This is a genomic window from Bacillus sp. FSL W8-0519, from assembly GCF_038005585.1.
Lineage (GTDB): Bacteria > Bacillota > Bacilli > Bacillales > Bacillaceae_G > Bacillus_A > Bacillus_A paranthracis.
In genome coordinates this window covers 654,180-668,694 of record NZ_JBBOTL010000001.1, presented here as the reverse complement: position 1 = coordinate 668,694, position 14,515 = coordinate 654,180, and the positions used below count along the sequence as shown (strand labels likewise).

The following is a 14,515-nucleotide window of genomic DNA, read 5'->3' as shown; positions in this document are numbered from 1 at the left end:
AGAATAAAAAAAATATGTAAGGGGGCTTCAATCATGGCATTTACTGAATCTGATGTATATGATAACGAAGCGTTTTTTGAACAATATATGAAACGAAGATACCGAGAAAATAGCCCAAATGAATCACTTGAAAAACCAGCCTTCTTTCAACTCATTGGTGATGTGAAAGGAAAGAAAATTCTCGATTTAGGCTGTGGGGACGCAAAATTTGGCAAGGAATTATTAGAAAAAGACTGCCACTCTTACACCGGTATTGAAGGCTCCGAACTTATGTATGAAAAAGCTAAAAAACAACTAGAAAACAAAAATGGCGCCGTTCATTTTTTAAACCTCAAAGACTACACATACCCTCCTTCTACTTTTGATTTAGTAACATCTAGACTCGCCTTACATTATATCGAACATCTTACTATCATTTTTCAAAATGTGTACGAAACTTTAAAGACAAATGGAACCTTTACTTTTAGCGTTCAACACCCTATTATTACCTCTTCATTTGAAAGCTTGCAAACGAGCGGAAAAAGAACGAGTTGGCTTGTCGATGATTACTTTAAACTAGGCAAACGGGTTGAACCTTGGATTGATCAAGAAGTTATTAAATATCATCGTACAACGGAAGAATATTTTACACTATTACAACAAGCTGGATTTACAATTACAAATTTAAAAGAAGCTACACCAGATCAAACTTATTTTCAAAGCGCGGAAGAATATGAACGTCGTTTACGTATTCCCCTCTTTCTCTTATTCTCTTGCCGAAAATAAAAAAGACGATGATTTCCTCATCGTCTTTTTCTTTATCTCATTGCATGAGCAACTTCTTTACGTACACGTCTTCCTTTTCCATGCGGAATACAAAGTGGCGTCCCAAATAACGGATCCGTACTAATTTGACATTCCATTCGGAATACATCACGTACTAGCTTCTCATCTACTACTTCTTCTGGCTTACCTTGTGCATATATTTGTTTATCTTGAATGGCTACAATATTGTCTGCATAACGGCAGGCCAAATTTAAATCGTGTAGTACCATAACAATTGTTCTTTGTTCTGTTTCATTTAATTCGAATAATAAATCTAGCACTTCAATTTGGTGAGTCATATCTAAATAGGTAGTAGGCTCATCCAATAAAATAATATCTGTATCTTGCGCAAGCGTCATTGCAATCCAAGCACGTTGTCGTTGTCCACCTGAAAGAGCATGCACATCACGCTCAGCAAATTCTGTCATACCTGTTGCTGCAAGTGCTTTCTGTACCATTTCCTCATCTTTTTCTGACCATTGCTTCAGCCATGTTTGATACGGATAACGTCCTTGCTTTACAAGTTGCAATACTGTAAGCCCTTCTGGCGCTTGCGGTCCTTGCGGTAAAATTGCCATTTGACGAGCGATTTGCTTCGTTTGCATATTTTGAATGGCTTGATTATCTAACAAAATGTCACCAGCTGTTGGTTTTAATAATCTAGCTAGTGAACGTAATAAGGTCGATTTCCCGCAACCGTTAGAACCGATAAAGATGGTAATTTCACCTTTTGGAATTTCTAAATTCAACTCATCAATAATAATTGTTTCACCGTAAGACAACGTCAAACGTTTCGTCTCCAATGCTTTTTGCATATTCATCTTCCTTTATGAATTCCGACTTTTATAAAGTAAATAAATAAAATAAGGTGCACCAATTGCTGATGTAAATACCCCTGCTGGAATTTCAAGTGGGGTGAAAACTGTACGCCCAATTAAATCTGCAGCAAGTACTAAAATCGCACCGACAATAGCCGCAACCGGGAGTAATGCACCGTATAAAGAACCAACTAGTCTTCGTGAAATATGAGGTGCCATTAAACCGACAAATCCAATTCCACCAGCAAAGGCAACTGCTCCACCAATTAAAGCTGTACTAAGTAATAACATAAATATGCGTGACTTTGTTAAAGGAACACCAAGCCCTACCGCAATATCATCCCCTAGCTCTTGCGCATTTAAATGTCTAGCAGCTATAAATGATATTACCGTTAAAATGAGAACCCACGGCGCAAGTACCATGACGTTTTGCCAAGAAGAACCATAAACAGTGCCTGTAATCCATACATTCGCTTGACTCGCTTGGTAAATTGGCGCTAACAACATAAACAAAGTCGTTGCCGCTTTCGTTAATGCCCAAAAACCAACACCAATTAAAACAAGACTAATCGGTGATAATCCGTCATTTCTCCATGCAAATAAATATACAAAAAGTGCTACAATCGTTGCCCCAATAAAAGCTGCTAACGGCATATAATGAATGCTTACAGTTAGCGCATTATTTTTATCACTAAATATAGCTAAAAATAATACCACTGCAACACTTGCACCACCTGTAATCCCGATGATATCCGGAGAAGCAAGTGGATTTCGAACGAGCCCTTGTAAAATACATCCTGCTACAGCAAGTGCGATTCCTACAAGGATAGCAATTAAAATACGAGGCATACGAAACTTATTTACAACCATATTGGACATCGCATCGCCATTTCCAGTAATCGCTTGCCATACATCATAAGGAGCAATTTTCATGTCTCCCATACCTGCACTCGCAAAAAACAATCCTATTAAAACAACTAGTAAACTGAATAAGACGAGACAAGCTCGTTTGTACATTAAAAACGAGAGCCCGCCTTTTCCTATACGAAACGGAATATACTTCTTCATTTGCTAAGCCCTCTCTTACGTGCAATATAAATAAAGAATGGGGCCCCAATAAATGCTGTCATAACCCCTACTGGTACTTCTTGTGGCATAATGACATATCTTGCTGCGATATCAGCTAAGATCAATAGTATTGCACCTAATAAGCCGCTATACGGTACTCTCCACCTATGATCTACTCCAACAAGAAATCTGGCAAAATGCGGGGTAACAATACCAATAAACCCAATAGGACCTGCGACCGCAACTGAACCACCGGATAACAGGACAATAATAAGTAGTACGAATGATTTCATTAAAATCGTTCTTTGACCAAGTCCTTTTGCAACGTCTTCCCCCATCATCAATGTATTTACTTTCCCTGCCATCATAATAGATGCAATCCAGCCTATTAATAAATACGGGAATACTGATTGTAACATTTCTAACTTTCTTCCTTGCACAGATCCGGCAAGCCAAAATAATACTTCTTCAAGCGCCTTTTCATTTAACACAAGTAATCCTTGTGTTAATGATGAAAATAACGCACTAATTGCCACTCCTGCTAACGTTAATTTAAGAGGCGTTGTCCCCTCTTTTCCTAAAGAGCTAGAAGCAAATACAAGTACAGCTGCAATTGCTGCCCCTAAGAAGGCAATCCACGTGAAAGCTGATAATGATGTCACGGAAAAAATAACAATTGCTACAACGATGAAGAAAGCAGCACCTGAATTTAATCCAATAAAATCTGGAGAAGCAAGTGGATTCTTCGTTAAAGTTTGCATAAGACAACCTGCAATGGCTAAACTAGCACCAACACTCGCTGCAATTAATGCCCTTGGTAGACGCACATTTTGAATAATAATATGTTCATTGGACCCATTAAAATGGAAAAAAGCATCTAACGCTAATTTCCAACTCGTATTTGTATATCCGAAAATAATACTGCCCCAAATACAAGTAATGACTGCAATGATCCCAACAAATAATCCAACCCATTTTGCTCGATTTGTTTTTAATAACATGCAGCGTTTCCCCTTCAATGTATAATGATACGTTGTAAGTGTATTTCAACTTAATTCTCATTGTCAACGGAAATGAGAATTATTTTCAACCGTATGTATTGACAATCTAAAGATAAAGGCTTAATATCATGCTTGCTATTGAAAAAAATTCTCACTATGTAGGGGGTACATAATGAATTTCATGCGAAAGAAATCGTTTACAGTATTTGTATTTTTATTAGCCTTTTCACTACTTTTAAGTGCTTGTGGAAAATCAAATACGAAAGAAGAATCAAAAGAAGATACGAAAAAAGAAATGATTCCTGTGGAACATGCAATGGGTAAAACAGAAGTTCCTGCTAATCCAAAACGTGTAGTCATTTTAACAAATGAAGGTACTGAAGCTTTACTTGAATTAGGTGTTAAACCAGTTGGGGCTGTAAAATCTTGGACTGGTGATCCATGGTATCCACATATTAAAGATAAAATGAAAGATGTAAAAGTTGTTGGTGATGAAGGACAAGTGAACGTAGAAACAATCGCTTCTTTAAAACCAGACTTAATTATCGGTAACAAAATGCGTCACGAAAAAGTGTACGAGCAACTAAAAGCAATTGCACCTACTGTGTTCTCTGAAACATTACGTGGTGAATGGAAAGATAACTTCAAGTTTTATGCGAAAGCATTAAATAAAGAAAAAGAAGGCCAAAAGGTTTTAGCTGATTACGATAAACGTATGAAAGATTTAAAAGCCAAACTAGGTGATAAAGTAAATCAAGAAATCTCTATGGTTCGCTTCATGCCTGGTGATGTTCGTATTTATCATGGTGATACATTCTCTGGTGTTATTTTAAAAGAACTTGGATTTAAACGTCCTGGCGATCAAAATAAAGATGACTTCGCAGAGCGTAACGTATCTAAAGAACGTATTTCTGCAATGGATGGCGATGTATTGTTCTACTTCACATTCGATAAAGGAAATGAGAAAAAAGGCTCTGAATTAGAAAAAGAATATATCAATGATCCACTATTTAAAAATTTAAATGCAGTGAAAAATAATAAAGCATACAAAGTTGACGATGTGATTTGGAATACTGCTGGCGGTGTAATGGCTGCTAACCTACTATTAGATGATATCGAAAAACGCTTTGTTAAATAGTATTTCCCTAACCAGCTCCCCTTCTATGGAGCTGGTTATTTTTCAATTCACTTAAATGTCACATTATTTCATTTTGTATTTTTATTCCCAATATGTTATATTATAAAAGTAAATAGAATATATTTTCTCTATATCAGAATAAATATTTTAATCTAAATTTTCTGATTAATCACTATTTTATTTTCTTTTAGAATTCAATTATTACATTTGAAAACGCTTATCATCTTGTTTTCAGGGCAAAATACAGTAACGGTCGAAGTAAAATAGAACTTTTTTAGAAATTTTCTTTCTATTTCCATATAATTCTATTGACTTCTAAATATTTTGTAAATTAAAATGATTACATAAATATCCGTTATACAGGATTAGGGGGAAACAAAAATGGATGCAGCTTTAAAATTAGACAAAGCTGGAGAGCAACAATCACCAAAAAAACATCCACCAGGATTGTACTTGTTGTTCTTAACAGAAATGTGGGAAAGATTTAGTTATTATGGAATGCGTGGCCTTTTAGTTCTTTACTTAACGACTGCTGCGGTTAGTGGCGGGTTAGGATTTGATAAGGCGTTTGCAGTGCAATTATATGGTACTTTTACAGCGGCAGTATATTTCATGCCAATTATAGGTGGATGGCTAACGGATCATTATATTACAAGACGTCATGCCATTACTCTCGGCGGAATTATTATGGCAATCGGCAACTTTGTACTATTCTCAATGAATACAAAAACAGGACTATTTCTAGGATTAATACTATTAGTTATTGGTAATGGGTTCTTCAAACCAAATATTTCTACACTGTTAGGTGAATTGTATAGTGAAAATGATTCACGTCGTGACAGTGCATTTACTATCTTCTATATGGGTATTAACGTAGGTGCTTTCTTCGCTCCACTTATTTGTGGATTTTTAGCAGAAGATTTCTTTAAAACAAGCGTTGATGGCGTTATGGTTATGGGATATAAATACGGATTCTTAGCAGCTTGTATCGGTATGATTATTGGACAAATTGTTTTCAACTTATTAGCTCCTCGCTATCTTGGTACAGCAGGAACAACAGTTGTTGGTAAAAAAACAAAAAATCAACCTGCAGTCGAAAAGAAACCTTTAACAAAACAAGAAAAAAACCGCACTTGGGCAATTGTAATTTTAACTTGTTTCGTAGTATTCTTCTGGGCAGGCTTTGAACAAGCTGGTAGTTCTTTAACACTTTATACAGATAAATTTGTTGATCGTACAATTTTTGGATGGGAAATCCCAACATCTTGGTTCCAATCCGTTAATCCAGCGTTCATCGTACTACTTGCACCATTCGTATCTATGCTATGGTTAAAACTTTCTAAATCAAAGCGTGGCGATTTAAAAATACCAACAAAAATGGCATTTGGTATGATTTTACTAGGTATAGGTTACCTTGTTTTAACATTAGCGGTTCTAAAAACTGGAAGTAGTGAAGCTGATATAACTGTTAAAGCAAACTTATTATTCATCGTTATCACTTATATGTTCCATACAATTGGAGAACTATTCTTATCACCAATCGGTCTATCAATGGTAAGTGCAATTGCACCTGTTAAATTAGCATCATTACTAATGGGTGTATGGTTAGCTGGTTCAGGTATGGCTAACTGGTTAGCTGGTAAACTTGCTTCCTTTACACAATCATTAGGATACCTTGAAGTATTTGCAAGTATTGGCATTATCGTTATCGTCTTAGGACTTGTACTCCTTCTCTTCTCTAAAAAAGTTGCGAGTATGATGGAATAATACAAAAACAGACGCTTCTAAAATCAGAAGCGTCTTTTCTATTACTTCTCCTCTAAAGCCGTCACGTTCACGTGGACGCTTTCTCCAGGATTAGATACATCATACACTTGAGCAACCCCACTCTGCTCGTCACAGCTCTCAATCCATACTGGTACACCTTCATATGTAACGTCGATTCTACTTGAAGAAGATAAAATTTGTTTCACACGTTTTACATCCATTCTACTATCCCTCCTTTGACTTATTACACTCCTTTCTATCTTTTCTTTTCCTTTTAGAATATATTCCATATAGCAACATTTTAATGGTTAGCCTTTTTTCCTTACATATTAACATTCTTTCTCATATCACCTTCTAACAAATAAAAAAAGACGTAGGTCCCACACGTCTTTTTCCATAATATTCAAATTTTAAGAAAATAATGTTTTTACAACTTCACTTACTTTATCATTATGAATTTGATAATACACTTCTAATCCTCGTCTTTCAAAGCGTACTACTTTATTTTGTTTTAATTTTGTTAAATGTTGCGAAACTGTTGATTGTGGAATTTCTAGCACTTCCTGTAATTGTGTTACATTACATGTTCCACGTTGCATTAGTTCCATTACTAGACGTAGACGTAACGGATGCGCTAACGCTCTTAACATTTGTACATCTTCTTCTGAAATATGACATTCGAATTGATTTTGGCTCATAAAGTTCCCCTCATTTTCGTTTTTATTTTCTTTTTATTTATTTATATATCTGTTCTTATATTTCCTGTTACGACATAACTTTATCAACCTATAAAGCTGAAAAATTTTTCCACCTTTATCAGGAAAGAATTCAGGAAAAATTCCTTGCTGATTTTGAATATTATACTATATGATATAACGAAAAAGCAAAAGTAAGGACTATGAATACTTTGCTTACAAACGTTGTTTTATCAAGCTTTTTGTTATATTTTCACCTCATTGCAACGTACAGTAATTATATTGTAAAATACCGTCTATAATTGATAACCTATCGTAACGTTTTGGGGTTATATTTAACCTCTTTGTTATGCTAAAAGGAATTTTCAGTAAAAAGAGATATCATAACATTAAATTTTAACTTATTGCTTTTTAATTAATATTCAATCGCTTGAACTATGATGGAACACTTCCTATTAAGTACATTTACTGTCCCACCCCTGACTTGATCAAATAGGACAAACGGTACATTCTGCAGCTCTATATTCGATACAAAGACGGTCTCTACTATAGAGCTGTAGTATCAATAATGTATAAACAACTACAAGAAAAGAATATGCAAATAATTTATCTCACCCACTCGAATAGATTTGAGTGGGCTTTTTGTCGACTTTATGAACAAAGCAGTTCTTTTAACACTATTATGGAATAATTATACTTTTTTACGTTGACAATAGTGTTGAAGGAGAATATACTAAGCATGTAAGTTGATTGTGAATAGTTTCACAAATAATGTGAATTTCTTCACATATAATAGATAGGAGTTGTCATTATTATGAGTACTTGGACACAAATTTATGACCCATTAAACAATATTTGGTTATCTGCTCTAATCGCAGCACTTCCAATTTTTTGCTTCATCATTTGTTTAATGGGACTGAAAATGAAAAGTTATATCGCTGGTCTTTACAGTGTGATTGTCGCTATTATTCTTGCTATATTCGTTTATAAAATGCCAGCAACAGTAGCTGTAGCATCTGCCGGATTCGGTATTTTATCTGGATTTTATCCAATTTGTACTATTGTTATCGCAGCAATTTTCCTTTACAAATTAACTGTTAAAACAGAGCAATTCAACATCATTCGTGATAGCATTTCAAGCATTACAAATGATCAACGCTTACAAGTATTATTAATTGCTTATTCTTTCGGTGCTTTCTTAGAAGGCGCAGCTGGTCTAGGGGTTCCAGTTGCTATTACAGCTGCACTACTTGTAGGTATGGGCTTTAACCCATTAAAAGCAGCAGGTATTTGTTTAGTAGCAAACATCGCTGGTGGTGCTATGGGTGCTATGGGTATCCCAGTTACAGTACCAGCACAATTAACTGAACTTGATGCATTAACTATCGGTCGTCAAACTGTTCTTATTCTACCATTCATTAGTATTGTATTACCTTTCTTACTTGTTTCAATGGTCGATGGAATTAAAGGTATTAAAGAAACTTGGCAAGGTATTCTTGTAAGTGGTATTTCTTTCGCAATTACTCAGTTCGTTGTAACTTACTTCTTAGGTGCAGAACTTACTAATATTTTCGCAGCCGTTGTAAGTATGATCTCTCTTGCATTATTCTTACGTGTTTGGCAGCCAAAATCTTCTACTAAAGAAGAAAAACAAGAAGAAAAAGAATCTCATACATTCAATCAAATTTTATATGCTTGGTCTCCATTCGTATTCTTAACTGCATTCGTAACAATCTTTAATTTAAAACCAATTAAAGCGTTATTTGCTCCGGATGGTGCACTAGCAAACTTAGTATTTAACATTCAATTCCCTGGTCTTCATAATGCTGTTATGAAAACTACACCAATTACAAAAGCTGATACACCTTTCGCAGCTGTTTTCAAATTTGATGTATTCTCATCTACAACTACTGCAATTGTATTAGCAATTATCGTTTCACTTATCGTGTACCGCGTTAAAGGTAAAATGGTTAAAGAATTAATGGTTGAAACAATGAAAGAGCTAAAAGCTCCAGTATATACAATCTGTAGCGTTATCGCGTTAGCTTACGTAGAAAACTACTCTGGTATGTCATCTACACTTGGACTTGCATTCTCTTCTACTGGTAATGCATTCCCAATTCTTTCTCCAATCTTAGGATGGATCGGCGTATTCATTACAGGATCAGTAGTATCAAGTGGTTCATTATTCGCACCGCTTCAAGCAGTAACTGCAGATCAATTAAACATCGTTCCTTCTACTCTTGTTGCCTTAAACGTAGTAGGTGGTACAATGGCAAAAATGGTTTCACCTCAATCTGTAGCAGTTGCTTGTGCAGCAGTTGGACTAGTTGGTAAAGAATCTGCCTTATTTAAAACAGCAATGAAATACAGTCTAATCTTCTTAGCTATCATTAGCTTACTTCAATTAAACGCTGTATTTAATATCTTTTAAAATAAAACACCGATCCAAATGGATCGGTGTTTTTTACATTACATCTTCTTATTCTTTAGTAAAGAAGCTCCAGCAATTTCAGGATGCGTCATTTCGAATGGATCTAAAATAATATCCAATTCTTCTTCTGTCAGTACACCATGTTCTAAACATAACTCCCGAACAGATTTTCCTGTTTCAATTGCTTCACGTGCAATACGTGATGCTGCTTCATAACCAATATGAGGGTTAACTGCTGTAATAATTCCAACACTTTTCTCAACATATTGTTTCAGCAGTTCTTCATTTGCTGTAATTCCTTTAATACAATATTCACGGAATACACGGAATCCGTTATTCATAATACTAATAGATTGAATTAAATTAAATACAAGCACAGGCTCCATTACGTTGAGCTCCAGTTGTCCTGCTTCTGACGCTAAGCAAATTGTATGATCATTACCAATTACTTGGAAAGCGACTTGATTAATTACTTCTGCCATAACAGGATTTACTTTACCTGGCATAATAGATGAACCTGGCTGACGAGCTGGTAATTGAATTTCCGCCAATCCAACACGTGGACCAGATGCCATAATACGAAGGTCGTTCGCAATTTTAGACATATTCATCATACATACTTTTAACGCTGCAGATACTTCTGTGTATGCATCTGTATTTTGCGTTGCATCAACTAAATGCTCTGCACCAACAAGTGGGAATCCGCTAAATGTTCGTAAGTGTTTAACCACTTGTTCAATGTAGGTAGGGTTTGCATTTAATCCCGTACCAACAGCTGTCGCCCCCATATTCACTTCATATAAATGTTGGCGAGATTGTTTAATTCTTTTTATATCACGCGCAAGCACTCTGCTATACGCTTCAAATTCTTGTCCAAGACGAATCGGAACAGCATCTTGTAAATGCGTACGTCCCATTTTAATGACGTGATCGAACTCGTTTGCTTTTGCACGGAAAGCAGCATGAAGTTCTTCCATTGTAATAAGAAGTTCTTCTAACATCATAAGAGTTGCAATATGAATTCCCGTTGGGAACGCATCATTCGTTGACTGAGCCATGTTTACATGCGTATTTGGGCTAATTTTTGCATACTCGCCTTTTTCATATCCCATACGTTCTAACGCTCGATTAGCAATTACTTCGTTTGTATTCATATTAATAGAAGTTCCAGCACCGCCCTGAATTGGATCTACGATAAATTGATCATGGAATTTCCCATCAACAATTTCTTGCGCTGCCTCCGCAATTTCATGTCCAATGTCTTTCGCCAAGTAACCAGTATCGATATTTGCAAGTGCCGCCGCTTTTTTCACAATTGCCATTGCCGTAATGAGTGACGGATGGATGCGATATCCTGTAATCGGGAAGTTTTCTACCGCACGTAATGTTTGTACACCGTAATAAGCTCTACTTGGTACTTCCTTTTCACCTAAAAAATCTTTTTCTATACGTATATCCTTCGTTGCTATCATTTTCATCACCTATACTTTTCATTCTAAATCCCTATTTAAAAAATTCGCCCTCTAAAAATACGAGTATCATTCAGAAGAATTTTTCAGTGTCCACCTTCACTATATAGTACCTTTTTTGAAAGCGCAAACATTTAATTTTCTATATATACCTTTTATAGAAAATCATTCTTCTCCCTTCTTTATTTCCACTCGTTTAATTTGATGCATATCTTTTTCCAGAACTTTAAAAGAAAAGCCGTGTTTTTCAATAATATCTCCTTCAGCAACGATTTGCTTTTGTACCATAATCCATCCACCAATTGTATCTACATCATCAGCGATTAAGTGTATGCCAAATAAATCATTTACTTCACTAATAAGCACTTTCCCCTCTACAATTTTACACCCTTCACTTATATGCTCTATAGGCGGGTGTTCATCTTCATCGTATTCATCTCGAATTTCCCCAACAATTTCTTCTAAAATATCTTCTAATGTAACAATCCCAGCTGTACCACCATATTCATCATACAACACAGCTAATGGAATGTGTTTTCTTTGCATTTGTAATAGTAAATCATGAATTGGAATATTTTCTAGCACTTCAATGACCGGCCTTGTATATGGCATAATCGAGCACTCCTCGTCCCGATTACCATCCATATAACGAATAAATAAATCCTTTACATTAACCATTCCAATGATTTCATCTTTATCTTCACCAAATACAGGATACCTCGTATATTTTTCTTGTGCGATTATTTTAATATGTGTTTCAAATGGTTCGTCCTCATATAAACCTACAACTTCCGTACGAGGCACCATAATTTCCTTTGCCACTCTATTATCAAATTCAAAAATATTATTTACATATTTAAATTCCCTTTGATTAATCTCTCCGCTCTCATAACTCTCAGATAAGATTAATCGTAATTCTTCTTCCGAATGAGCAACTTCATGTTCAGAAGCCGGATGTAATCCGAATAACCCTGTTACAAGCCTTGCTGAACCATTTAAAGCCCAAATAAACGGATACATTACTCGGTAAAAATAAATAAGTGGTTTCGATAATAATAAACTAACTTGCTCTGCTCTTTGTATGGCGAACGTCTTAGGAGCAAGTTCACCAATAACAACATGTAAAAACGTAATAACTGCAAAAGCAATAATAAATGAAACGGTACTTGCAATTGCAGAAGATAGGTGTAGTTTTAAAAACAACGGCTCTAGTAAATGTTTTATAGTCGGCTCGCCTAACCACCCAAGCCCTAAAGCGGTAATGGTAATACCTAACTGACATGCTGATAAATATTCATCTAAATTTGAAGTTACTTTTTTTGCTGCCAATGCTCCTCGTCGTTTCTCACTAACGAGTTGGTCAATACGACTGCTACGCACCTTAATAATTGCAAACTCAACAGCTACAAAAAAACCTGTTAATGCAATAAGAATGACTACCATCAGTAATTTTAAAATATCCACATATATCCTTTAGCTTTCTTAGCTAAAGTGACACCTCCTTTAAAAAAGAAGTTTCACTTTAGTTTCTTCATTTACTCAAAAGCAACCCTATATAAAATTCACCAATTTCAAACCTCATACAATTCTAAAGGTAAACCATCCGGATCTTGGAAAAAAACAAATTTTTTCCCGGTTATCTCATCAATACGTATCGCCTCAGTTTCAACACCACATTGACTTAAATGTTGCACGGCTTCTTCTATATTTGTAACAGCAAATGCTAAATGCCTAAGTCCAGACGCTTCTGGAAAACTCGGGCGCTCAGGCGGACTTGGGAATGAAAATAATTCAATTTGATACTCTCCCCCTACACATAAATCTAACTTATAAGAATCTCGTTCCTTTCTATATACCTCATTTACCTCTTCAAAACCTAATATCCTAGTATAAAAATCTTTTGACACATCATAATTTGAACAAATAATTGCAACGTGGTGTACTCTACATATATTCATACTCTCTCTATTCCTTTCTTTACCAAAGATGCATATTCTCCCTTGAAATGAAAAACATATATAGCAGAATATCTCTTTTAGGGGGCTTACTATGAAATTTATTACCTTTTTCTTAGGACTTATCGTCGTCTTCTTCCTTGCTTATATCGCTAGTAACAATAAGAAGCATATTAAATTTAAACCTATTTTCATCATGCTTCTTATACAGTTAATTTTAACCTATTTATTATTGAATACAGAAATCGGTCTCATACTTATTCGGTTCATCTCCAGTTTGTTTACAAAGCTACTCGAGTATGCTGCTGATGGTATAAACTTCGTATTTGGCGGCCTTGCCAATAAAGGTGAAATGCCCTTTTTCCTTACTGTCTTATTACCAATTGTCTTCATTTCCGTCTTAATTGGTATACTACAACATTTCAAAATACTACCATTTTTCATTCGTTGGATCGGTTACTTCCTTAGCAAAATAAATGGTCTTGGGAAATTAGAGTCTTACAATGCTATCGCATCTGCCATTGTCGGCCAATCAGAAGTTTTTATTACGGTCAAAAAACAATTAGCTCAAATTCCAAAACACCGTCTTTATACACTTTGTGCATCTGCCATGTCAACTGTATCTATGTCTATCGTAGGTGCCTATATGACAATGATCGAACCTAAATATGTAGTAACCGCACTCGTTCTCAATTTATTTAGCGGCTTTATTATCGTACTTATCATTAACCCTTACGACGTGAGGGATGACGAAGATATTTTAGAACTAAAAGGCGAAAAGCAAAGCTTTTTTGAAATGCTTGGAGAGTACATTCTAGATGGCTTTCGAGTAGCTATCGTTGTCGGTGCTATGCTTATCGGATTCGTCGCATTAATGAGCTGCATTAATGATCTATTCCTCATTATATTCGGCATTACTTTCCAGCAATTAATCGGCTACGTCTTTGCACCAATTGCGTTTCTTATCGGTGTACCAAGTTCTGAAATTGTCGCGGCTGGTAGCATTATGGCAACGAAGCTTGTAACGAATGAATTTGTAGCAATGATGGATCTTAGTAAAATTTCTAATAGCCTTTCTCCTCGTACAGTTGGTATTATTTCTGTCTTCCTCGTCTCTTTTGCCAACTTTTCTTCTATCGGCATTATTTCAGGTGCGGTAAAAGGATTAAACGAAGAACAAGGAAACGTCGTTGCCAGATTTGGCCTTAAATTACTATACGGAGCGACTCTCGTTAGCATTTTATCTGCAATTATCGTAAGCATTATGTTGTAATTAGGTAAAATTTTATCATTTTCTTATCCCTATCTTTTGTATACAATAACGAATAGATGTCTTTATAAATAATCAAGACATCTATTTTTTATA

The 14,515-nt window shown here is 35.4% G+C and carries 13 protein-coding genes; 5 read left to right on the top strand and 8 right to left on the bottom strand.

What is annotated here, in order from left to right:
* The first annotated feature begins 33 nt into the window (after positions 1 to 33).
* Complete coding sequence (locus NST14_RS03505) at positions 34 to 765, top strand: class I SAM-dependent DNA methyltransferase (protein WP_061185382.1); 732 nt, start codon at positions 34 to 36, stop codon at positions 763 to 765.
* 32 nt (positions 766 to 797) lie between these two features.
* Here NST14_RS03505 and NST14_RS03500 read toward each other — a convergent pair whose 3' ends face one another.
* Genes NST14_RS03500 through NST14_RS03490 form a run of 3 tightly spaced genes read right to left on the bottom strand, consistent with a single transcriptional unit; the run spans position 798 to position 3,691 of the window.
* A complete protein-coding gene (locus NST14_RS03500) occupies positions 798 to 1,619 on the bottom strand; it encodes an ABC transporter ATP-binding protein (protein WP_061131300.1) in 822 nt (273 codons plus the stop codon).
* A gap of 12 nt (positions 1,620 to 1,631) precedes the next feature.
* The gene (locus NST14_RS03495) at positions 1,632 to 2,690 is read right to left on the bottom strand and encodes a FecCD family ABC transporter permease (protein ID WP_000760066.1); all 1,059 of its coding nucleotides are present in this window, start codon (positions 2,688 to 2,690) and stop codon (positions 1,632 to 1,634) included.
* Positions 2,687 to 3,691 carry a FecCD family ABC transporter permease gene (locus NST14_RS03490; protein ID WP_000925237.1) on the bottom strand — a complete coding sequence of 335 codons (1,005 nt, stop codon included), beginning with the start codon at positions 3,689 to 3,691 and terminating at the stop codon, positions 2,687 to 2,689. Before NST14_RS03490 ends, NST14_RS03495 begins: the two co-directional genes overlap by 4 nt.
* A 172-nt stretch (positions 3,692 to 3,863) precedes the next feature.
* Here NST14_RS03490 and NST14_RS03485 point away from each other — a divergent pair, with 172 nt between their 5' ends.
* Positions 3,864 to 4,829, top strand: coding sequence for an ABC transporter substrate-binding protein (locus tag NST14_RS03485; RefSeq protein WP_001010263.1), 966 nt, complete (start codon positions 3,864 to 3,866; stop codon positions 4,827 to 4,829).
* Positions 4,830 to 5,210: 381 nt separating this feature from the next.
* Positions 5,211 to 6,596: a peptide MFS transporter gene (locus NST14_RS03480; RefSeq protein WP_000338322.1), complete on the top strand. Its 1,386-nt coding sequence runs from the start codon at positions 5,211 to 5,213 to the stop codon at positions 6,594 to 6,596.
* A gap of 41 nt (positions 6,597 to 6,637) precedes the next feature.
* Here the strand turns inward: NST14_RS03480 and NST14_RS03475 are convergent, their stop codons facing one another.
* A complete protein-coding gene (locus NST14_RS03475; RefSeq protein WP_000382683.1) occupies positions 6,638 to 6,817 on the bottom strand; it encodes an acid-soluble spore protein H in 180 nt (59 codons plus the stop codon).
* Positions 6,818 to 7,006: 189 nt separating this feature from the next.
* Positions 7,007 to 7,294, bottom strand: coding sequence for an ArsR/SmtB family transcription factor (locus tag NST14_RS03470; protein ID WP_000081427.1), 288 nt, complete (start codon positions 7,292 to 7,294; stop codon positions 7,007 to 7,009).
* Between the two features lie 811 nt (positions 7,295 to 8,105).
* Between NST14_RS03470 and NST14_RS03465 the strand changes: the two genes are divergently transcribed.
* Complete coding sequence (locus NST14_RS03465; protein ID WP_000109110.1) at positions 8,106 to 9,725, top strand: L-lactate permease; 1,620 nt, start codon at positions 8,106 to 8,108, stop codon at positions 9,723 to 9,725.
* Between the two features lie 38 nt (positions 9,726 to 9,763).
* Here the strand turns inward: NST14_RS03465 and aspA are convergent, their stop codons facing one another.
* The 3 genes from aspA to gloA2 all read right to left on the bottom strand — a co-directional run bounded on the left by aspA (position 9,764) and on the right by gloA2 (position 13,152).
* Positions 9,764 to 11,197 (bottom strand): aspartate ammonia-lyase, encoded by a 1,434-nt coding sequence (aspA, locus tag NST14_RS03460; protein ID WP_000562151.1) that lies wholly within the window; start codon positions 11,195 to 11,197, stop codon positions 9,764 to 9,766.
* 162 nt (positions 11,198 to 11,359) lie between these two features.
* Positions 11,360 to 12,658 (bottom strand): hemolysin family protein, encoded by a 1,299-nt coding sequence (locus NST14_RS03455; protein WP_000353305.1) that lies wholly within the window; start codon positions 12,656 to 12,658, stop codon positions 11,360 to 11,362.
* A gap of 107 nt (positions 12,659 to 12,765) precedes the next feature.
* Positions 12,766 to 13,152, bottom strand: a complete 387-nt coding sequence (gene gloA2 / locus NST14_RS03450) for an SMU1112c/YaeR family gloxylase I-like metalloprotein (protein ID WP_001017666.1) — start codon at positions 13,150 to 13,152, stop codon at positions 12,766 to 12,768.
* Between the two features lie 91 nt (positions 13,153 to 13,243).
* Between gloA2 and NST14_RS03445 the strand changes: the two genes are divergently transcribed.
* Positions 13,244 to 14,422, top strand: coding sequence for a NupC/NupG family nucleoside CNT transporter (locus NST14_RS03445; protein ID WP_000668837.1), 1,179 nt, complete (start codon positions 13,244 to 13,246; stop codon positions 14,420 to 14,422).
* The last annotated feature ends 93 nt before the right edge of the window (positions 14,423 to 14,515 follow it).

Coding starts and splice junctions, on each gene's coding strand:
- NST14_RS03490 (WP_000925237.1), bottom strand. CDS start 3,691: ATGTTATTAAAAACAAATCGAGCAAAATGGGTTGGATTATTTGTTGGG.
- NST14_RS03500 (WP_061131300.1), bottom strand. CDS start 1,619: ATGCAAAAAGCATTGGAGACGAAACGTTTGACGTTGTCTTACGGTGAA.
- NST14_RS03445 (WP_000668837.1), top strand. CDS start 13,244: ATGAAATTTATTACCTTTTTCTTAGGACTTATCGTCGTCTTCTTCCTT.
- NST14_RS03470 (WP_000081427.1), bottom strand. CDS start 7,294: ATGAGCCAAAATCAATTCGAATGTCATATTTCAGAAGAAGATGTACAA.
- NST14_RS03465 (WP_000109110.1), top strand. CDS start 8,106: ATGAGTACTTGGACACAAATTTATGACCCATTAAACAATATTTGGTTA.
- aspA (WP_000562151.1), bottom strand. CDS start 11,197: ATGATAGCAACGAAGGATATACGTATAGAAAAAGATTTTTTAGGTGAA.
- NST14_RS03480 (WP_000338322.1), top strand. CDS start 5,211: ATGGATGCAGCTTTAAAATTAGACAAAGCTGGAGAGCAACAATCACCA.
- NST14_RS03485 (WP_001010263.1), top strand. CDS start 3,864: ATGAATTTCATGCGAAAGAAATCGTTTACAGTATTTGTATTTTTATTA.
- NST14_RS03495 (WP_000760066.1), bottom strand. CDS start 2,690: ATGAAGAAGTATATTCCGTTTCGTATAGGAAAAGGCGGGCTCTCGTTT.
- gloA2 (WP_001017666.1), bottom strand. CDS start 13,152: ATGAATATATGTAGAGTACACCACGTTGCAATTATTTGTTCAAATTAT.
- NST14_RS03475 (WP_000382683.1), bottom strand. CDS start 6,817: ATGGATGTAAAACGTGTGAAACAAATTTTATCTTCTTCAAGTAGAATC.
- NST14_RS03505 (WP_061185382.1), top strand. CDS start 34: ATGGCATTTACTGAATCTGATGTATATGATAACGAAGCGTTTTTTGAA.